The sequence below is a fragment of the Mesorhizobium sp. genome (assembly GCF_017306585.1).
Classification (GTDB): domain Bacteria; phylum Pseudomonadota; class Alphaproteobacteria; order Rhizobiales; family Rhizobiaceae; genus Mesorhizobium.
Genome location: NZ_JAFKIC010000172.1, coordinates 12,948 through 31,881, shown reverse-complemented (window position 1 = coordinate 31,881; position 18,934 = coordinate 12,948). Strand labels below are relative to the sequence as shown.

General features: G+C 64.2%; 15 protein-coding genes and 1 pseudogene. 4 read left to right on the top strand and 12 right to left on the bottom strand.

Annotated features, from left to right (window positions below; translation table 11 throughout):
• Positions 1–131, top strand: a pseudogene (locus J0I79_RS20485) (IS110 family transposase); the annotation flags it as partial.
• A 14-nt stretch (positions 132–145) separates the two neighbouring features.
• On the opposite strand, the gene J0I79_RS20480 reads toward J0I79_RS20485, so the two are convergent.
• The 5 genes from J0I79_RS20480 to J0I79_RS20460 all read right to left on the bottom strand — a co-directional run bounded on the left by J0I79_RS20480 (position 146) and on the right by J0I79_RS20460 (position 6,868).
• Positions 146–1,216: an ATP-binding cassette domain-containing protein gene (locus J0I79_RS20480; RefSeq protein ID WP_292863023.1), complete on the bottom strand. Its 1,071-nt coding sequence runs from the start codon at positions 1,214–1,216 to the stop codon at positions 146–148.
• Positions 1,217–1,219: 3 nt separating this feature from the next.
• The gene (locus J0I79_RS20475) at positions 1,220–2,104 is read right to left on the bottom strand and encodes a carbohydrate ABC transporter permease (protein WP_292863020.1); all 885 of its coding nucleotides are present in this window, start codon (positions 2,102–2,104) and stop codon (positions 1,220–1,222) included.
• Complete coding sequence (locus J0I79_RS20470; protein ID WP_292863017.1) at positions 2,101–2,976, bottom strand: sugar ABC transporter permease; 876 nt, start codon at positions 2,974–2,976, stop codon at positions 2,101–2,103. The genes J0I79_RS20475 and J0I79_RS20470 overlap by 4 nt, the downstream gene beginning before the upstream one ends.
• A 204-nt stretch (positions 2,977–3,180) precedes the next feature.
• Positions 3,181–4,416 (bottom strand): ABC transporter substrate-binding protein, encoded by a 1,236-nt coding sequence (locus J0I79_RS20465; RefSeq protein ID WP_292863014.1) that lies wholly within the window; start codon positions 4,414–4,416, stop codon positions 3,181–3,183.
• 85 nt (positions 4,417–4,501) lie between these two features.
• A complete protein-coding gene (locus J0I79_RS20460; protein WP_292863011.1) occupies positions 4,502–6,868 on the bottom strand; it encodes a glycoside hydrolase family 3 C-terminal domain-containing protein in 2,367 nt (788 codons plus the stop codon).
• A gap of 194 nt (positions 6,869–7,062) precedes the next feature.
• Here J0I79_RS20460 and J0I79_RS20455 point away from each other — a divergent pair, with 194 nt between their 5' ends.
• Positions 7,063–8,109 (top strand): AraC family transcriptional regulator, encoded by a 1,047-nt coding sequence (locus tag J0I79_RS20455; RefSeq protein WP_292863008.1) that lies wholly within the window; start codon positions 7,063–7,065, stop codon positions 8,107–8,109.
• On the opposite strand, the gene J0I79_RS20450 is transcribed toward J0I79_RS20455, so the two are convergent.
• The gene (locus J0I79_RS20450) at positions 8,106–9,560 is read right to left on the bottom strand and encodes a HAMP domain-containing sensor histidine kinase (RefSeq protein WP_292863006.1); all 1,455 of its coding nucleotides are present in this window, start codon (positions 9,558–9,560) and stop codon (positions 8,106–8,108) included. The genes J0I79_RS20455 and J0I79_RS20450 overlap by 4 nt on opposite strands.
• Positions 9,557–10,222: a response regulator transcription factor gene (locus tag J0I79_RS20445; RefSeq protein ID WP_292863003.1), complete on the bottom strand. Its 666-nt coding sequence runs from the start codon at positions 10,220–10,222 to the stop codon at positions 9,557–9,559. Before J0I79_RS20445 ends, J0I79_RS20450 begins: the two co-directional genes overlap by 4 nt.
• Positions 10,223–10,361: 139 nt before the next feature.
• Between J0I79_RS20445 and J0I79_RS20440 the strand changes: the two genes are divergently transcribed.
• Together J0I79_RS20440 and J0I79_RS20435 are read left to right on the top strand one after the other, a co-directional pair.
• On the top strand, positions 10,362–10,865 hold the full coding sequence (locus J0I79_RS20440; RefSeq protein WP_292863000.1) for a hypothetical protein: 504 nt from the start codon (positions 10,362–10,364) through the stop codon (positions 10,863–10,865).
• A gap of 83 nt (positions 10,866–10,948) precedes the next feature.
• Complete coding sequence (locus J0I79_RS20435) at positions 10,949–11,482, top strand: hypothetical protein (RefSeq protein ID WP_292862998.1); 534 nt, start codon at positions 10,949–10,951, stop codon at positions 11,480–11,482.
• 54 nt (positions 11,483–11,536) lie between these two features.
• Here J0I79_RS20435 and J0I79_RS20430 read toward each other — a convergent pair whose 3' ends face one another.
• Genes J0I79_RS20430 through J0I79_RS20410 form a run of 5 tightly spaced genes read right to left on the bottom strand, consistent with a single transcriptional unit; the run spans position 11,537 to position 18,931 of the window.
• Complete coding sequence (locus J0I79_RS20430; RefSeq protein ID WP_292862995.1) at positions 11,537–12,349, bottom strand: NAD(P)-dependent oxidoreductase; 813 nt, start codon at positions 12,347–12,349, stop codon at positions 11,537–11,539.
• Between the two features lie 3 nt (positions 12,350–12,352).
• Entirely contained in the window at positions 12,353–13,555 is a 1,203-nt protein-coding gene (locus J0I79_RS20425; RefSeq protein ID WP_292862992.1) for a pyridoxal phosphate-dependent aminotransferase, read from the bottom strand.
• A complete protein-coding gene (locus J0I79_RS20420) occupies positions 13,552–15,171 on the bottom strand; it encodes a hydantoinase B/oxoprolinase family protein (RefSeq protein ID WP_292862989.1) in 1,620 nt (539 codons plus the stop codon). The genes J0I79_RS20425 and J0I79_RS20420 overlap by 4 nt, the downstream gene beginning before the upstream one ends.
• On the bottom strand, positions 15,168–17,264 hold the full coding sequence (locus J0I79_RS20415; RefSeq protein ID WP_292862987.1) for a hydantoinase/oxoprolinase family protein: 2,097 nt from the start codon (positions 17,262–17,264) through the stop codon (positions 15,168–15,170). The genes J0I79_RS20420 and J0I79_RS20415 overlap by 4 nt, the downstream gene beginning before the upstream one ends.
• A complete protein-coding gene (locus J0I79_RS20410) occupies positions 17,261–18,931 on the bottom strand; it encodes a thiamine pyrophosphate-dependent enzyme (RefSeq protein WP_292862984.1) in 1,671 nt (556 codons plus the stop codon). The genes J0I79_RS20415 and J0I79_RS20410 overlap by 4 nt, the downstream gene beginning before the upstream one ends.
• Positions 18,932–18,934 lie beyond the last annotated feature (3 nt).

Here is an 18,934-nt window from a genome sequence, read left to right as displayed (position 1 = left end):
CCAATTACGACCGCCTCGTCGCCGCCGGCAAACCACCCAAGAAGGCCATCACCGCCATCATGCGAAAGATAATCGTCCTCGCCAACGCATTGCTCAGGGACCGCAGAAAATGGACCCCATCACTTCCTTGACAATCACGGATACTCTAGAGCCGCCTTTCGCTTGCTCGAGAAAACAACGATGCCTTCGACATATCGAAGCGCAGCCCGACTTCCTTGCGCATGGACCGGGCCGCCTTGATGCCGAGCCGTACGCTAAGGCGCTTGCCAAGGCAGTCGAACCATCCGAGCGCGTCCGCGCCCAGCAGTTCCGTGAAAGCGAGCGACGCCGGGATGCTCTCCGGCGCGCCGCGATCGACGACTGTTACGTCCTCGCAGCGAATACCAAGCACGATCTCGCCGGAGGGCTGCCGCTCCTCGAACGCGTAGGCATCGGTGCCGATGGCGATGTCGCCGGTCAGGAAGCGTCCCGATCCGTCGAGCCTGCCGTCGATGAAGTTCATCGCTGGCGAACCCACGAAACCGGCCACGAAGAGGCTTGCCGGCTTCTCGTAGATCGATTGCGGATGCGCGAACTGCTCGACCTTGCCCTTGTGCATGACGGCGACACGGTCGGCCATGGTCATGGCCTCGATCTGGTCATGGGTAACATAGATCATCGTCGACCCCAGGGTTTCATGCAGTTGCTTGAGTTCGACGCGGGTTTCGGCGCGCAGCTTGGCATCGAGGTTCGACAGCGGCTCGTCGAACAGGCAGATGCTGGAGGAGCGTACGAGAGCGCGGCCGATGGCCACGCGCTGGCGCTGGCCGCCGGAGAGCTGGGCCGGTTTACGGTCGAGCAATGCTTCGATCTGCAGGAGCTTGGCGACCCAGGCGACTTTCTCGACCACAGTCGCCTTCGGCGTTCCGGCTATCTCCATGCCGAAGGAAAGATTGCGGCGCACGGTCATTGCCGGAAACAGCGCGTAGGACTGGAACACCATCGCCAGCCCGCGCTCGCTGGGCTCCAGCCCGCTGACGTCCTTGCCCTCGATGACAATCTGGCCTTCGTCGCACGCGTCGAGGCCGGCGATCACGTTGAGGAGGGTGGATTTGCCGCAGCCCGATGGGCCGAGGATGACGATGAACTCTCCCTTGTCGATCTCCATGTCGACGGAATGGAGTATGGTGAGAGCCCCAAAGGATTTCTTGATCTGGCGTAGGGAAATGCTGGACATGGTTCAACCCTTGACGGCGCCGGCGGCGATGCCGCGCACGAAGTACCGGCCGGACAGAAAGTAGACGACGAGCGTCGGAATTGCCGTGATCAGCGCCGCGGCCATGTTGACGTTGGGATTGGCGGCGCCGCGCGAATTGCCGACGATGTTGGTCAACTGCACCGTCATCGGCAGGTTGTCGTTGCCGGCAAAGATCAGGCCGAGCAGGTAGTCGTTCCAGATGCCGGTGAACTGCAGGATCGCGACCACCACCAGGATGTTGGTCGAGATCGGCAGAATGATCGACCAGAAGGTCCTGAGGAAGCGCGCGCCCTCCATGCGAGCCGCGCGGCTGATCTCGTCGGGTATGCCGACATAGAAATTGCGGAACAGCAGTGTCGTGTATGGCAGCCCATAGATGACATGGACGAAGACAATGCCGGCATAGGTCCGAAACAGCCCGACATTGCTGAGGATCTTGACTGTCGGATACAGCATCGCCTGGTAGGGGATGAACAAGCCGACCGTGACCAGCAGCATGATCATGTTGGCATGGCGCGACTTCCACTGCCCCAGCGCATAGCCGTTGAGGGCGCCGGCCAGCGTCGAAATGACCACGCTCGGTATGGTGATCTTGATCGAGTTCCACAGGCCGGGGCGGACGCCCGCGCAGTCAAGACCCGTGCAGGCACTTTGCCAGGCGCTTACCCACGCATCGAAATTCGGATTGATCGGCAGCGCCAGCAGGTTGCCCTGGCGGATTTCCTCCATCGGCTTCAGCGAGTTCATGATGACCAGCAGGAGCGGCAGGAGGAAGAAGATGGCGGACACGGCAAGGAAGACATAGAGGCCGATGCGGGCGGCACGCGGCCCGAATGCCGGTTGCCGGCGGGCGACGACGGATGTCATGAGCGCCTCCGGAATTCGCTGTAGAAATAGGGCATGAGCATGATCAGCGACAGCGCCAGCATCATGATCGAGGCGGCCGACGCCAGCCCGAGATTGACGCGGGCAAAGTAGAAATCCACCGCGAACTTGGCGGGCATCTCGGTAGAGATGCCCGGGCCGCCCTTGGTCATGGCGATGATCAGATCATAGCCCCGGATCACCTCGGACATGAGCAGCACCACGCAGGAGGCAATGACGGGCCGCATGCCGGGAAAGATCACCTGGCAGTAAGCGCGCCACAGTGGAATGCCCTCCATCCGGATTGCTTTCCAAAGGTCGTTGTCGATGCCGCGCAACCCGGCCAGCACGATCACCATCACCAGGCCGGCGGAGTGCCAGATGCCGGCGATGACCAGCGTGTAGATGGCGCGGTCGGGGCGTGTCAGCCAGTCGAAGGTGAAGGTTTCCCAGCCGATGCCGCGTATCAGTGCCTGCAGGCCGGTCGTCGGATCGAGGAGCCATCGCCAGGAAAGGCCGGTGATGATCAGCGAGACCGCAAGGGGATAGAGGAAGATCGTGCGGAAGAAAGACTCGGCCTTGATGCGGCGGTCGGCAAGCACCGCGAGCAAGGTTCCGAATGCCAGCGTGCCGACCATATAGAACACGCCGAAGATCACCATGTTCAGGCAGGAGACGAGCCAGCGCTGATTGGTGAAGAGGTCGAAATACTGATCGAAGCCGACGATCTCGTATTTCGGGATCAATGTCGAGCGGGTCAGCGACATGTAAAAGGTCCACAGGATCGAGCCGTAAAAGAAGATCGCCACGACGGCGAAGAAGGCCGCCACCGTGATGTCCGGCTTGAAACCTTGCCGCTTGAGCCAGGTCGACATTCCAATCCTCCCATGGGCCAGGGCATTTCGGGCGAACGGGATCGCCTCCGATGCTCCGCCTCCTTGTTCTTACGCAATTCCGGACGCGAAGCTGCTGGAATTGCTCAAGGCGTGTCGCTCATCCAGTCCGGCAACGCCTGGCGTTGTCCGCCTCCGGCAGGCATTGCCTCAACAGCGTTCGGCCCGCTCCTTTCCCCCAACTCCTCACTTGGTCTGGAGGATGTCCCCCAGGCTCTTGACGCCAGCCTCGACGGTCATCGAGGGGTCGGTCCAGAACTGGGTCGCGAGATCCGTCATACGGCCGTTCAGGTCACCCGGCAGAGCGTCGTAGGTTGAAGAGACCGTGACCCCGGGCGTGGCGAGCGACTTGACGCCCTTGACCGCGCACAGGTCCAGCGTGCTGGTGTCGACGTCCAGGCGCGACGGCACCGAACCCTTGACCGAGGCGATCTTTGCCTCGACCGCCGGATCCATGACGGTTTCAGCAAGCAGGGTCTGGCCCTTGATGCGATCCTCGTCCTTGTTGAGGGGGAATGCGAAAATGTCGACGACGATGGCATAGGCGGGCTTGTCGGTCGGCACGAGGAAGCAGCCGAAGTTCTTGCCGGCCACTTGCCCGGCGGCGAGGAATTCGCCGCGCGCCCAGTCTCCCATGAATTGCATTCCCGCCTTGCCAGTCACCACCATGTTCGTGGTCTCGTTCCAGGAGCGGCCAGGGCTTGCCGGATCGGTGTAGGTCGAAACCTTGCGGAACAATTCGAAGGCCTTTGGCAGGAGAGGCGACTTCAGCGCCTCGGGATCGCGCTTGATGAAGAGCTCGTTCCAGTATTCAGGACCACCCAGCGCGATGATCATGGAGGTGAGGATCGTCACTTCCTGCCAGGGCTCGCCGCCCACGGCGAATGCGGTATGGCCGGCCGCCTTCAACTTATCGGCGGCGGCGAACATCTCGTCCAGCGTCTTCGGCTCCTCCAGTCCCGCCGCCTCGAAGACGGGCTTGGAATACCAGACCCAGTTGTCGGCATGAATGCCCACCGGCAGACCGACGAGATGGCCGCCGACGTTCATCTTGTCCCAGACGATTGGCGCCATGGCCTTCTGCCAACCATTCGCCGCGGCGAAATCGTCGAAATTGCGAAGCTGGCCGGAGGACGCGAGATCGCGCATGGCCGCGCTTGGCGTCATCAGCACCGCCGAGGGCGGTTCGCCGCCGGCAATGCGGCTGGCCGCCGCCGCGATGGTCGAGTCGAAATCAGCCGACGGGCTATCGATCCACTTGCCGCCACGGGCCTTGTAGGCATCGGCGATCGTATTCATCGCCTTCGATTCGCTGGAGCTCGTCCAGTATTGCTGCACGTCGACGGTCTGCGCGAAGGCGGCGGTGGAAGCAGCCAGCAACCCGACAAGGGCCATCGTGGAGGAGAGGCATTTCCGGTTCATCTTGGTTCCCTTTCTGAAGTCATTCTTGTTGATTTTGAATTTGCGATCTTCCCTGACCTGGCAGCCGGACGATTGCCGCAAATCGTCAGGCCGCCTTGCCGATTGCTCGACCCATTTCGTTGTTCAGACGGTCCAGGAAGTCGGCCATGACCTCCTTGGAGATCTTGTCTCCGGCGACCCAGGCCACGGTGTTGTAGATTCCCAGGAACGAACCGCCGCAATATTCCAGCAGCTTGCCGGTCTCCTCGTCGTCAAGATCGAGCTGTTCCTTGAGGAAGGCGCCGAAGCGCTTGCGCGCGAAGTCCTGCTCCAGCACCGTGGCGGGCTGGCTTTCGACGGTGAGGATGCTCGATGGCAATGCCGGCGCTTCGACATCGACCGTCCTTTCCAGCCGGATGTCGCGCGAGGATGCGGCCACCTCGATCGTCAGTTTGCCAGCGTCAAGCAGCCATCTGCGATGATCGCAGTCGTAGTAACGCAGGTCGCGGGCCTCGACCGCCACCTCGACGCGCCTGGTTTCTCCCGGCTGCAACTCCACTTTGGCGAAGCCCTTGAGTTCGCGGAGCGGACGGATGAGACGCGGGTTGTGCGGGCGGGCATAGATCTGGGCGATCTCCTTGCCGGCGCGCGTTCCGGTGTTCGTCACGTCGAAGGACACCGTCAGGGTGCTCGCGGCGCTGATGGTGTCCGCGTCGATCTCGATGTTGGAATAGTCGAACGTCGTGTAGCTCAGCCCAAATCCGAACGGGAACCGCGGAGCGAGTTTGCGCTTGTCGTAGGAACGGTATCCGACATGGATGCCTTCGCTGTAGATGTGCCTGTTGTTCTCGCCTGGATAGGTGAGGAAGCCAGGCGTGTCCTCGAGCTTCACCGGGAAGGTGACGGTGAGCTTTCCGCACGGATTTTGGACGCCGAACAGCACTTGCGCCACCGCACGGCCCGTGCCTTGTCCGCCAAAGAACATCGCAAGGACAGCCGCGGTCCGGTCCACCCAGGGCATGGCGACGGCGTCCGGCGTGGCGAGGATTACCGCGAACTTGCCATTGCGCTGGGAAAGCCGGTCGATGAGGTCGTCCTGGCCGTCATGCAGGTTGAGGTCCGTGCGGTCCGAGCCTTCGCCATCGTAGCCCACTTCCGTATTGCCGAAGAACAGCACGATGTCGGCGGCGTCGATGTCGGCAAGCGCGGCCTTTTCACCGGCGTTGCCGGGCGCGAAATCGGAAACCAGATTGAAGGTGACTGTGGCGCCAGGCGCAAGGCGGCGGATCTCATCAAGCGGAATATCGACCTCGGTCGGCCGCGTCGTGGCGCAGCCCGACCCCTGGATGACGGGCTCGCGCGCGGCGGCGCCAACCACGGCGATCCGTCGCAGCGTGCCTCCGTCGAGCGGCAGGAGCCCGCCCTCGTTCTTGAGCAGGACGATGGATTCCGCCGCCATGCGCTGCGACAGGGCGTGATGCTTCTTGAAGTCGACGGTAACGGCCGTGCGAATGCCGTTGCGTGCCGTCCGGATCAGCTTGAGGATGCGCAGGCACGACCGGTCCAGCACCGTGGTCGAGACGCGGCCATCTTTCACGGCGTCGAGCAGTTCCTGTCGGCGCGCCGCGCTTTCAGGCATGTCGAGATCGTTGCCGGCGTTCATCGATGCCGCCCGATCCTTGATGCCATGCCAGTCGGAAACGACGACGCCGTCATAACCCCACTCGTCGCGAAGGACGTCGGTCAGCAGCCAGCGGTTTTCGGCCGCCTGGACGTCGTTGAGGCGATTGTAGGAACTCATGACGGTCCAGGGGTTGCTCTTGCGAATGGCTCGTTCGAAGCCGGCAAGATAGATTTCGCGCAGGGCGCGCTCCTCCACGACCGAACTCATCGTGGTCCGCTGCACTTCGGAATTGTTGCAGGCGAAATGCTTGAGCGAAGCGCCAACGCCGTTCTTCTGCATGCCGTTGATGACCGCCGCCGCGATCTCTCCGGACAGGACCGGGTCTTCGGAATAATATTCGTAGCTGCGTCCAGCGAGCGGAATACGACGAATATTGATGCCGGGGCCGAGGAGGATGTTGACGCCGAAGGCCTGGCATTCATCGGCCAGGGCCTCGCCGAGCTGGTGGGCGAGATCGACATCCCAGGAGCAGCCGAAGGACGATCCGTTGGGGAAGCAGGTAGCCGGACGGGTCGAGCCGAAAGCACCTTCGACGCCACGGGAAAGATCGGCATTGACGACGCTGAGAAAGGACGCGAGCTGGCTGTCGCTGTCTTGCGGGCCGTCGATCTGCTCAATCGAATAGCGGACGCCGTAGGTTCCATCCGTCATCAAAACCTCGGGAATGTTGAGCCTGTAGTTGGCCGCGGTGCGCCAGAGGCCATGGCCCGTCACCAGCGTCGCCTTTTCCTCAGGCGTCATCTGGTCCACGAGGGCACCCAGTTCCTTGTCGGAAATATTCCACGTCATCGCGCTGTCCACTTCATTGTGCCTGAGGTCGGCTTGCCGAATTCCGCCGGCTTGCTCGCTCGCACGGCTCGATCGGCGATCATCCGCCAGAGAACCAACGATGGCATAGGGAAAGCCTGCCATCTAGCCGCGAAACTTGTGCTGGAATTACGACAGTTTTTGATATCTAGTGGGCTGATCCTGGGAGGTCACGAATGAATATCGCTTATCTTGGGTCCGAGCCCGGTTGCGGTTTCGAGGATCACGGCCCGTCGGGCGAGGGGCATTGCCGTGCCTTCGTGCACGGTTATGCCGACGTGCCCTATCACTGGCATCGCGAGATGGAGATCCTGTTCGTGCTGCGGGGGCGGTTCCGCCTCGTGGTGGACGGGCAGGTCTGCGAGATGGAGCAAGACGACGCCATCATCATCAATGCCGACGTGCCGCACAATTCGACATCCATCTCGCGCGACACATTGATTTGCGGCGTGCATCTCGACACTGCCCATTTCGAACGTCTGGGCCTGCCTGGTTTCGCTTCGCGGCAATATCTCTGCCGCACCTTCCTGCACAGCCAGTCGTTCATGCACCGGGTCGCGCCGATCAAGGCGCTGATGGCGCGCCTTGCGCTGGATCAGATCAACCACTCCGAAGAGATCATGGTGCGCCAGACGATCGCCAGCCTGCTCGCCTGCTACGTCTACCGCTGGATTCCGCATGAGGTGGCCGATTCGGCCGGGGCGCAGTTGCGATCGGACAGCCGTGACCGGATCCTGCGGATCATGGACACGTTGAATGACCAGGACGAGGGGCAGAACCTCGGCGAGATCGCCGAGGAGGAGGGGCTGACGCTCAGCCATCTGTCCCGCTTGTTCAAGCGGCATCTCGGAATCGGGTACCGCGACTATTCGCAGAACTTGCGGCTCGACAGCGCCGCCGAGGCTCTGCGCACGACCGATCACACGATCGGCACGATCATGGAGCGCGGCGGCTTCGGCAATCCGGCCGTCTTCTATAACAAATTCCGGGTCCGGTTCGGCTGCAGCCCTGCCGAGTTCCGCCGTGGCCGCCGGTCATCGAAACCCCAGAGCGTGTTGACGGTGGAGGATGCGGCGGAGGTTCAGAGGCTTCTCGTCGGGCACGCAGCCGGCATCGGCAAGGCGGCCGAGCTGGCAATCGGGCTCGCGCCTGGCGGCAAGCGGCAGATCGTCCTCAGTGCGCCGCACAGCGCGGCCTCGACGGCAAAGCGAGCGGCTTGTTAGGTTAAGTCACGCGCTGCTCGCTGGCCGCCGACAGGTTGGCTTCCCGGCAGTCTTATCGTCACCCGCAGGCCTCCGATCGAGGCGCGGGACAAATCGACCGTGCCGCCGTAGAGTTCGGTAAGTTCGCGGGCGATCGGCAGACCAAAACCATGGCCGGGTGTCGCTTCATCCATACGCCGGCCCGGCCGCATCGCTTCCGGTATCTGGTCAGCGTGAAGACCGACGCCATCGTCCTGAACAACAATGGCGATGAAAGCATCGTCGGCGGTGGCCAGGATGGTGACACGCGATGCCGCCCATTTGCAGGCGTTGTCGAGAATGTTGCCCATTATCTCGTCGAAATCCTGCGTCTCGACCGCAACGGTGAGCTCGGTCTCGACAGACATCTCGAAACTCAATCCGCGCTCCCGGTGCACATTGGCCATCATCCCCTGCAGATCCGACAGGCGTTGGCGAAGATTGATGCTGGCGCGCACAGGACCGCCCAACGCCGCGGCGCGTGCGCGTGCCAGGTGATGACGGATCAGCCTGTCCATCAGATCCAGCTGCGCGCGCATGTCCCGGGCGTTGACGCCTATAATATCGGCCCCCGCCGTTCGGGCTGCGCGTCGTTCCAGAGTCAGGCTCAGGGCGGCCAAGGGCGTCTTCAATCCATGCGCGAGATTGGCGACGTGACGCCTGGCGCGCGCCAGGCCTTCGGCATTCTCCGCAAGCAGACTGTTGACCTCGTCCACCAGGGGGCGGATTTCGCTCGGTTGATCGACAGGCAGTGTTTCTCGTTGGCCGGCGCGGATATCGGCGAGGCCGGCGCGCAAGTTCGCCAGCGGCTGCAGCCCGAGCCGCACCTGAGCAAAGAGCGCGCCAAACAACAGCAAGCCGAGCGTTACCAGAGCCAGCCCCAACGGCACCAGCGCTTCGCGCAAAGGTCCTGAAATGGCATGATAAGGCGCGCCCGCCGCCACGGTTACGGTCTCGGAGCCGAATGGCACCTCCAGAACCCGCCAATGCATTGCATCGCCTTCGCCGGCCGTCGCCTCGATCGACTTCGGTCGACCCAGAGAGTGCAGCAAGCCAAACCAGTCCCTCAGCCCCAGCAGGTTGTCCAGCCGGCCTGACGCCGTGGCCGGGATTGTCATCGGCCCGGCGGCGCCAAGCGACGCCGACACGACATCGCCGGACGGTGCGGTGACTTGCCAGACCCATCCCGACCGGGGATTGTCGTAAGGTGGCCCGCTTAGGGCCGGCGCGACGGACAGCCGGCCGCCATCGTCTCGTTGAAGCGCCGAGGATATGGCGAAAATCTGCGCGTCGAGACGCTGGTCGATCTGGGCCACGACGAAGCGCTGCAGGATGACGGCAATCACGACTCCCGCCAGCAGAAGGGCCATGCAGATCGCGACGACAGCCGCGAGTCGCAGCCGGGCCGCGAGCGAGCGGGCAGGGGCGCTCATTGTCCGCCCGCCGTCAGGCGATAGCCAAGGCCACGTACGGTTTCGATATGGTCGTGGCCTATCTTGCGCCTCAGCCGCGCGATGATGACCTCCAGCGAGTTGGAATCGACCTCGGCGTCACCCTCATAGACACGCTCCAGCAGGTCGAGGCGAGTGACAACGACTTCCTTGCGCAGGGCGAGGCTGGAGAGAACACGCCATTCCAGCGCCGTGAGCTTCAGCGGCAGGCCGTCGAGTTCGAAGGTGCCAATCTGGGCATCAAAGCTTAACGGACCGCAGACAATCTTGGTCTGGGCGTGCCCTGCCGCGCGGCGGACCAGAGCGCGCAGGCGCATGACGAGCTCCTCGGTGCGGAACGGCTTGGTCAGGTAGTCGTCGGCGCCTGCCTTGAAGCCCTCGACCTTTTCCGACCAGCCGTCACGCGCGGTCAGGATCAAGACGGGAAGCAGGCGTTCCGCGGCCCGCCATGCCCGCAACACGGACTTGCCGTCGACCTTCGGCAGCCCCAGGTCCAGAACCGCGACATCGTAAGCCCCGGTCTCGCCCAGATGCTGGCCGTCTTCGCCATTGCGCGCGATATCGACGACGAAATTCTCCGCGCGCAAGGCCTCCGCCAACTGACTGGCGATGGATTCATCGTCTTCGACAAGCAAGACCTTCAAATGAAACGCCTTTCCGCTTCAGAACTGATGGTTTTCCTATCCCCGTCGGCTGAACCGAGCCTGAACGGCCTCGTTCAGATTGGGTTCCCCCCGATGCCTTAGAAGATGGTGCATTCCACACCAGCAGAAGGTGACTACCATGACCGATACACCCCAATCTCCAGAACGCACGCCGCTGCCGCCCTCGAACCACTCGCGCCGGCCCTACCTTACCGGCCTGTTCGCGGCAGGCCTGATCGCGGTAGGACTTGTCGCCGGCGCCGGCGCCAGCATCCTCGCGGCCCCGCGCGACAGGATCATGCTCATGCAGCCGACCAGCATCGGCTCGCTTGCGCCCTACAGCGACGTCACCGTCAAAGGCAAAGTCGCGGAGGTCTTCGGCAATAAATTCGTCATCGACGACGGCAGTGGCCGGGCCCTGGTCGAAACCGGCCCTGCCGGAGACGACGGCAAACTGGTGGCTCCCGGCGAAACGCTAACCGTCCAGGGTCGTTTCGATGACGGGTTCATTCATGGCGATCTTCTCGTGCATGCCGACGGCAAGGCCGAGAGCCTGCGGCCGCCGCGTCCCGGCCCGCGCGGCCTGCTCGATCGCTTGCATGGACGGGACGTGGCTCCAGTTCCTCCGGGAGCGCCCGGCTGAGCAGCGGCGCCAGGAAGGGTTCGGCAACTCGCCGGCCCCCAACGTGCAGCCTTGGACATCATAGGAAATCGGATGGTGCGGGCATGCCGTCCGCACCTGACATCCCAGACTATCCATTGAAGGAACTCGCAATGCCTCATCACGAAACAGTCACCGTGACAGGGACCATCCGTGACGTCTTCGCCCACCGCTTCGTGGTCGAAACCAGCGATGGCCGAATCCTTGCTGACGTGACGCCGAAAGGTGCCGACATCATCACCTTGCGCGTCGGCGCGCGGGTCACCCTGACCGGTCACATGAAACCATCCGAACTCAAGGTCGATCGATACATCGAGGACGGCGGTCGGCCCGTTACGATCGACCACAAGGGTCCGCTCGACCACCTTGCGGCCGACGCCGACCCTGCAGCTGCCATCAAAGGGGCTGAAGCCAGTGGCTATACGCTGATCGGCGAACCGCGTCGCAAGCCCAAACATTTCGAGCTGCTCGGCCGGGCACGGGATGGGATGCTATACGAACTGCATATGGAGTTTGACGGCCATTTGCGTAAGGCCAAGCCGATCGAGGCTTCAGACCCCAAATGGGCGGGCCTCGGAGGTTCCGCGCCGCAAGCCTAGCAATATCAGGAGTTTGGCCTGGCGAAAAATTGGCGGTTTTGGTTCGAAGGATCCTTATGCCGGCTTGTCGTCGGGATGTCCGAGCTCGCAGAACCAGCCGCCGAGATATTTCACCGAGGGCCTTGTCGGATCGGGGACCGGCGTCCTCGCCTCGACGGCGGCACGGAACGGCTCGGCGCTGTCCTGCGGGATGAACCCCAGATGGTTCGCCCCGCTGTTGTCGACCGTCTTGACCTTGTTGTCCGAGATGCCGAACGAGATCGTGTGGCCGACGCGCGGCGCGGTCAGCGCCGCTTCGACCAGCCGCACGCAGTCGGCGAAGGAGAGGTACGACCACAGCATGCGGCGGTCGGCGGGTTCGGGGAAGGACGAAAAGATGCGCAGGCACGCCGTCTCGATGCCGAACTTGTCCCAATAGAGCCGGCTGAGACTTTCGACGAAATTCTTCGACACGCCGTAGAGGCTGTCGGGCCGCACCGGCGCGTCGACGCCGATATGCGCCTCGATCTCGTGATAGCCGATGGCATGCACGGAGGAAGCATAGATGACCCGCTTCACGCCGTGTTTCCGGGCGCCCTCGTAGATGTGGTAGGAGCCGCGGATGCTGGAATCGAGGATGGTCTGCCATTCGCATTCCAGCGGCGCGCCGCCGAAATGCACGATCGCGTCGCAGTCCTGGGTCGCGGCGATCGTCGCCTCCATGTCGGCGAGGTCGAACACTGCTTCTTCCTCGTGCGAAGCCAGATCGCCGAACGGCGCGCGCCCGGCCAGGCGGATGGTCTTGGCCAGCGGCACCAGCCCCTTGCGCAGTTCCGAGCCGAGGCGGCCGGCGGCGCCGGTGATCAGGATACGGTCGTAATGCGGCATTCTCTACTCCACTTGCGCGACGGCGGCGTTGATGCGCGCGATCGCCTCGGTCAGCACCTCTTCGCTGGTCGCGGTCGAGATGCGAAAATAGGGTGACAGTCCATAGGCGACGCCAGGCACCGACGCCACCCGGCCTTCATTGAGAAGATAGTTGGATACAGCCGCATCGTCCTCCAGCACGGCGCCCTTGGGCGTCTTGCGGCCGATCAGGCCGGCGCAGCCGATATAGGCGTAGAAGGCGCCTTCCGGCGGCGAGAGCGTCAGGCCGTTGACCTTGCGGATGCCGTCGACGACCAGATCGCGGCGCGCCTCGAAGGCTTGCCGGAAGCGCGCGACCTCGTCCTGCGGGCCGTTGAGCGCGGCGACCGTCGCCGCCTGCGCCAGCGAGCACACCGAGGTGCAGGACTGGCTCTGGATCGTCGACATCGCCTTGAGAAGCGGCGTCGGTCCGGCCGCGTAGCCGACGCGCCAGCCGGTCATGGCGTAGGATTTCGAGACGCCGTTGACTACAAGCGTGCGGTCCCTGAGTTCGGGGCAGGCCTTGCCGAAGGAAACGAATTCGTGGCCGTCGAACAGGATATGCTCGTAGATCTCATCCGACAGGATCAGCACCTGCTTGTGCCTTGCCAGCACCGCGCCCAGCGCCTCGAGATCGGATTGCGAATAGACGGCGCCGGACGGATTTCCCGGCATGTTGAGGAAGAGCCATTTCGTCCTCGGCGTGATGGCCTTTTCAAGCAGCGCCGGCGTCAGCCGGAAGCCTGACGTCTCCGGGCACTCGACGACGACCGGCGTGCCGCCGAGCAGCTTCACCATTTCGGGATAGGAGACGAAATAGGGCGCCGGCAGGATCGCCTCGTCGCCGGTCTCCATCGTCGCCATCAGCGCGTTGAAGATGATCTGCTTGGCGCCGTTGGCGACGACAATGTCGTCGGCCGTATAGGCCAGTCCGTTCTCGCGGCGGAACTTGCCGGCTATGGCTTCGCGCACCTCGACCGTGCCGGCCGCGCCCGTGTAGAGCGTCTGGCCTGCCTTGGCGGCGAAATGGGCGGCGTCGATGATGTGACCGGGCGTCGGGAAATCCGGTTCGCCCAGGCCGAGATCGATCACGTCGATGCCCTTGGCGCGCAGGGCCTTGGCGGCCTGCGAGGCAGCCATGGAGGCCGAGGGCTTCACCGCCGACAGGCGCGAGGCAATGTAGCTCATTTGCCGTTCTCCGAAATGTATTGCTTGGAGCGGTCGTTCGCCCGCGCCTCGCTGCTGCGCTTGGCCGGATCGCCATAGCCGCCGCCGCCCGGCAATTCGAGTATCAGCCGCCGCCCGGCCGGAACATGCTGCCAGCCCTTGGGCCGCATCTGCGTGCCATCGTCGAGCCTGACCACGCCGGCGACACCGGGGCCGCCGCCATCGCGCCCGCGGGCAGGATGGTTGACGCGGTCGAACATGGCCGAGAAGTCGAACTCGTGGCCCTCGATCGCCTCGATCTCCAGCACCTGCCCCAGGCCGCCACGGAATTCGCCGTCGCCGCCGGAGTCCGGCCGCAGTTCCTTGCGCCAGATGACGATCGGCCCGGTGTGCTCCGTCGCCTCGATCGGCATGGTGTGCACGCCGGAGGGGAAAGCTGTCGCCGAGAGCCCGTCGAGCCCGGGCCGGGCTCCCATGCCGCCGGAGTTGAACATCAGCACTTCGGCCCGACGGCCCTGGCCGCCCGCGACCGGCCGCGCCGAGATGTGGATATTCCACAGCGCACCGGCGCCTTCGGCAAGGATCTTGCCCGGCATGGCCTGGGAGATCGCGCCCAGCACCAGATCGGGGACCATGTGGCCGAAGATGTGCCTGAGCGCCACCGGCGCCGGCCGCACCGCGTTCAGTATGTTGACCGGCGAGGTCACGGTGAAGAAGGCGAGCGAGGCGGCATTGTTGGGAATGTCGGGCGCCACCACGCATTTCAGCGCATAGCAGGCATAGGCCTTGCTGTAGATGATCGGGCAGTTGATGCCCCACCGGCTCATCGGATCGGTTCCGGTGAAGTCCACTTCGACATGGTCGTCACGGACCGAAACCTTTGCCGCGAGCTTCACCGGTTCGTCGTAGCCGTCCGTCACCAGTTCGTTCGACCAGCTGCCCTTGGGCAGCGCCTCGATGCGGTCCAGCATGGCGGCGCGGGTGCGCGAGAAGATGAACGCGCCAAGCCCGTCGAGCGATGCGAGCCCGATCTCCCGCATCATGTCGACGAGGCGGCGATGACCGACCTCGTTGCAGGCGGCAAGCGAATAGAAATCGCCGACCACCTGGTTCGGTTCGCGGACATTGGCGCGCAGGATGCGGACGAGGTCGAGATTGACCTTGCCCTTCTCGGCGAATTTCATGATCGGGATCTGGATGCCTTCCTCGTAGACCGACTTGCCGTCGGCGCCGAAGCCGCGGCCGCCGACGTCGACGACATGCGCCGTGCAGGCGAAGAAAGCCACCAGTTCGCCGTTCAGGAACGACGGCGACACCATGGTGATGTCGTGCAGGTGGCCCGTACCCAGCCAGGGATCGTTGGTGACATAGGTGTCGCCCTCGAACATGGTTGCGCGGGGGATCTCGTTCATGAAATGCAGCACCGCCTCGGCCATGGTGTTGACATGGCCGGGCGTGCCCGTCACCGCCTGCGCCAGCATCTGGCCGCGCGGATCGAACACGCCCGCCGACAGGTCGCCGGATTCGCGCACCGAGGTCGAGAAGGCGGTGCGCAGCAAGGTGAGCGCCTGTTCCTCGACCACCGAGATCAACCGGTTCCACATCACCTGCATGCGGATTTCACCGATGTCGCTCATGACTGGCTGCCTTTGCGGATCAGAAGGATGGCGCCATCGCTCTGGATGACGGCGTCGAAGCTGGTGGTGACGACGGTGGACGTCTCGCGTTCGACGATCACCACCGGCCCCGCGAGACGATCGCCCGGGCAAAGCGCCTCGCGTTCGACGATGCCATAGCTTTGCGGTGCCCCGCTTGCCGGATCGAAGACGGCGCGGCTGGTTGCCGGCTGGCTGGTCCGCTTGCCGCTGGTCAGCTCGTGCCTGGCGACATCGGGTCTGATGTCCGTCGCCTTGACCGACCAGGTGACGATTTCGATCTCCAGTCCGTCGAGCCCTTCGATGGCGCGGCCGAAGAAGCGCTGGTAGTTCGCCTCGAACAGGTCCTTCAGACTTGCGACAGCGTCGTCGCCGAAGGGCTGGTCCGGAACCGGCACCGGGATTTCCCAGCCCTGGCCGGCATAACGCATGAAGGCCGTGATTTCGCAGGTGATGCCGCCGCTGGCGCCGCTGCGCACGAAGCCTTCGGCCGATGCCTTGAGGTCGCCGAGCAGGGCGTTGACCTCGGCCGGCTTGAACCTCGACAGGCGGGTCAGCCTCGACGCCAGCGCCTCATAGCCAAACGGCGCCTTGAGGAAGCCGATCGCCGATCCGACGCCCGCGCCCCTGGGGACGATGCAGCGCTCGATGCCGAGTTTTTCGCAGAGCCTTGCCGCGTGAAGCGGAGCAGCGCCGCCAAAGGCGATCATCAGATTGTCGGAAATGTTCTTGCCGTTCTCGACCGCGTGGACGCGGGCGGCATTGGCCATGTTCTCGTCCACCACTTCGCAGATGCCGAAGGCCGTCGACATGGCGTCGAGCGACAGGCGTTCGCCGACATCGCGCAGGATTGCCTGTTCCGACGCCGCCGTGTCGAGCCGGATCGCGCCGCCGGCGAAATTGTCGGGATCGAGCTTGCCCAGCACCAGGTCCGCATCGGTGATCGCCGGACGCTGGCCGCCACGGCCGTAGCAGGCCGGTCCCGGTTCCGAGCCAGCGCTTTCCGGCCCGGTCTGGATGCGGCCCATGGCGTCGACCCAGGCGATGGAGCCGCCGCCGGCGCCGATCTCGATCATCTCGATGACGGGAATGGAGATCGGCATGCCCGAGCCCTTGCAGAATCGATAGGTGCGCGCCACCTCGAAGGTTCTGGCCGTGCGCGGCGCAAAGTCCTCGATCAGGCAGATCTTCGCGGTCGTGCCGCCCATGTCGTAGGAGACGACCTTGTCCAGGCCGAAGCGCCTGGCGATGTCGGCGGCGAAGATGGCGCCGCCGGCCGGCCCGGATTCGACCAGGCGAACGGGAAATTCCGACGCCGTTTCCACCGAGATCAGGCCGCCGCCCGAATGGATCATGAAGACCGGGCATTGCGCGCCCATCTCCTTCAGCCGCGTCTGGAAGCGGGCGAGATAATCGGCCATCTGCGGGCGCACATAGGCATTGGCGCAGACCGTGTTGAAGCGCTCGAACTCGCGCATCTGCGGCGAGACTTCGGCGCTGATCGAAATCGGGATGCCGAGCTTGCCCGCAAGGATTTCGCGCGCACGGCGCTCATGCGCCGGGTTGGTGTAGGCGTGGATGAAACCGATCGCCACGGAGCCGAAGCCGCCCGCCGTGATCTGTTCGGCGATTTGCTCCAGCGCGGCCTCGTCGAGCGGCTGCAGTTCCTGTCCCTCGGCGCCGATGCGGCCCTTGACCGTGAAACGGTGCTCGCGCGGGATCAGAGGCGCCGGCAGTTGCAGGTTCAGGTCGTATTGTTCGAACCGGTTTTCAGTCCGCATCTCGATCACGTCGCGGAACCCTTCGGTCGTGACCAGCGCGGTCCTGGCGCCGCGGCGCTCGATGAGCGCATTGGTGGCGAGCGTCGTGCCGTGGATGATGATGCCGATCTCGGAAGGCGAAATCCCGGCATCGCGTGTGACGATGTCAATGCCGTCGAGGATCGCCTGCTCGGGCGCCGCGTAATTGGTCAGCACCTTGGTGGAGAACAGCGTTCCCCTGAGGTCGAGCGCGATGTCGGTGAACGTGCCGCCTATGTCGGCGCCAAGACGGACGTCGTCGGTTCTGGAGGTCATGCCTTGGCCTTCTGCGAAGCGAGCGCGGCTTCGCGCATCTGGGAGAGGGTCTGCCGGGGCGTCAGCGCTTCCGAGGATATGGCGATGTCGAGGACTGCGCCGGTTGTCGAGTCGAGCGCGCGGCCGAAGGCGGCCGCGAAATCCCCCGTGGATTCGACCCGTTCGGCATGGAAGCCATAAGCCTTCGCCAGCGTGACGAAGTCCGGGTTCTCGAGCGAGGTTCCCGAGACGCGGGCCGGGTAGTTGCGCTCCTGATGCGCGCGGATGGTGCCGTAGATACCGTTGTTGATGATCAGGACGATCGGCTGCGCGCCCGCCTGCATGGCGGTGCCCAGTTCCTGGCAATTCATCTGGAAGTCGCCGTCGCCGGCAAAGCAGACCACCATGCGCCCGGGAAATGCGACCTTCGCCGCGACAGCCGCCGGCAGGCCGTAACCCATCGCGCCCGACTGTGGCGCGAGTAGCCGCGCCTGGCGTCCGAACTTGAAGAACTTGTTCGGCCATACGGTGAAATTGCCGGCGCCGTTGGTGAGGATGACGTCGGCGGGCAAGGTCTCGCGCAGCCAGGCGCTGACCGCCACCATATCCACCGGGCCGGGCTGGATGGGCGCCGCGAATGTCCCTTCATAGGCTCTTCGCGCGGCCGCGCGCCACTCAGCCCAGCTACCCTTCACGGGCGTCAGTGCACTGGCAAAGGCGTTAGGGCCGGCATGGATACCGATGGCAGGCACATAGATCTTGCCGATCTCGCGGTCGGAGCCGTGGACATGGATCAGCTCCTGGCTGGGCTGCGGCACCGACAGCAGCGTATAGCCGTCGGTGGTCATCTCGCCGAAGCGCACATTGACGGCCAGGATCACGTCGGCATCGCGGACCAGTTTTTTGACATGCGCCACCATGCCGACGCCCGCCTCGCCGACGAAGACATCCGAATGGTTGTCGAACTGGTCCTGATAGCGGAAGGCCGCCACGACCGGGATGTCGGAAGCCTCGGCGAAAGCCTGCAGCGCCGTGCGTCCGGCCTCCGTCCAGTTGGCGCCGCCCATGAGCAGGACCGGCCTTTGCGCCGCCGCCAGCAATTTGAGCGCGGCATCCATCGCATCCGGTGCCGGAGCGGCTTCGAAGATCGCGGCCGGGCCACTCAGCGGCGCGGCTTCGGTCAGGGTGGTCAGCATGTCCTCCGGCAAGGCGACGACCACGGGGCCGGGCCGCCCGGTCAAGGCGGTGGTCCAGGCCCGCGCGACGATCTCGGGCAGGCGCGAGACGTCGTCGATCTCGACCGCCCATTTGGCCACCGTGCCGTAGACGGCGCGGTAATCGATCTCCTGGAAGGCCTCGCGTCCCTTCATGTCGGTGCCGACCTGACCGACGAACAGGATCATCGGCGAGCTGTCCTGCATCGCGGTATGGACGCCGATGCTGGCATTGGTGACGCCGGGGCCACGGGTGACAAAACAGATGCCCGGCGAACCCGTCAGCTTGCCATAGGCCGAGGCCATGAACGCCGCGCCGCCCTCGTTGCGGCACAGCACATAGTCCAGCCTGCCATGCGTATCGTGCAGCGCGTCGAGAACGGCCAGATAGCTTTCGCCGGGTACGCCAAAGCTCTTGGTCGCGCCCAGGGCGATCAGGCATTCGACAAGAAGGCCACCGCCATTGCGGATCATGGT

Bases quoted from the DNA above. Each gene is read 5' to 3' on its own strand.
- J0I79_RS20440 (WP_292863000.1), top strand. From the start codon at position 10,362: ATGACCGATACACCCCAATCTCCAGAACGCACGCCGCTGCCGCCCTCG.
- J0I79_RS20460 (WP_292863011.1), bottom strand. From the start codon at position 6,868: ATGACGTGGAATATTTCCGACAAGGAACTGGGTGCCCTCGTGGACCAG.
- J0I79_RS20415 (WP_292862987.1), bottom strand. From the start codon at position 17,264: ATGACCTCCAGAACCGACGACGTCCGTCTTGGCGCCGACATAGGCGGC.
- J0I79_RS20420 (WP_292862989.1), bottom strand. From the start codon at position 15,171: ATGAGCGACATCGGTGAAATCCGCATGCAGGTGATGTGGAACCGGTTG.
- J0I79_RS20450 (WP_292863006.1), bottom strand. From the start codon at position 9,560: ATGAGCGCCCCTGCCCGCTCGCTCGCGGCCCGGCTGCGACTCGCGGCT.
- J0I79_RS20410 (WP_292862984.1), bottom strand. From the start codon at position 18,931: ATGATCCGCAATGGCGGTGGCCTTCTTGTCGAATGCCTGATCGCCCTG.
- J0I79_RS20455 (WP_292863008.1), top strand. From the start codon at position 7,063: ATGAATATCGCTTATCTTGGGTCCGAGCCCGGTTGCGGTTTCGAGGAT.
- J0I79_RS20430 (WP_292862995.1), bottom strand. From the start codon at position 12,349: ATGCCGCATTACGACCGTATCCTGATCACCGGCGCCGCCGGCCGCCTC.
- J0I79_RS20470 (WP_292863017.1), bottom strand. From the start codon at position 2,976: ATGTCGACCTGGCTCAAGCGGCAAGGTTTCAAGCCGGACATCACGGTG.
- J0I79_RS20435 (WP_292862998.1), top strand. From the start codon at position 10,949: ATGCCGTCCGCACCTGACATCCCAGACTATCCATTGAAGGAACTCGCA.
- J0I79_RS20475 (WP_292863020.1), bottom strand. From the start codon at position 2,104: ATGACATCCGTCGTCGCCCGCCGGCAACCGGCATTCGGGCCGCGTGCC.
- J0I79_RS20480 (WP_292863023.1), bottom strand. From the start codon at position 1,216: ATGTCCAGCATTTCCCTACGCCAGATCAAGAAATCCTTTGGGGCTCTC.
- J0I79_RS20425 (WP_292862992.1), bottom strand. From the start codon at position 13,555: ATGAGCTACATTGCCTCGCGCCTGTCGGCGGTGAAGCCCTCGGCCTCC.
- J0I79_RS20465 (WP_292863014.1), bottom strand. From the start codon at position 4,416: ATGAACCGGAAATGCCTCTCCTCCACGATGGCCCTTGTCGGGTTGCTG.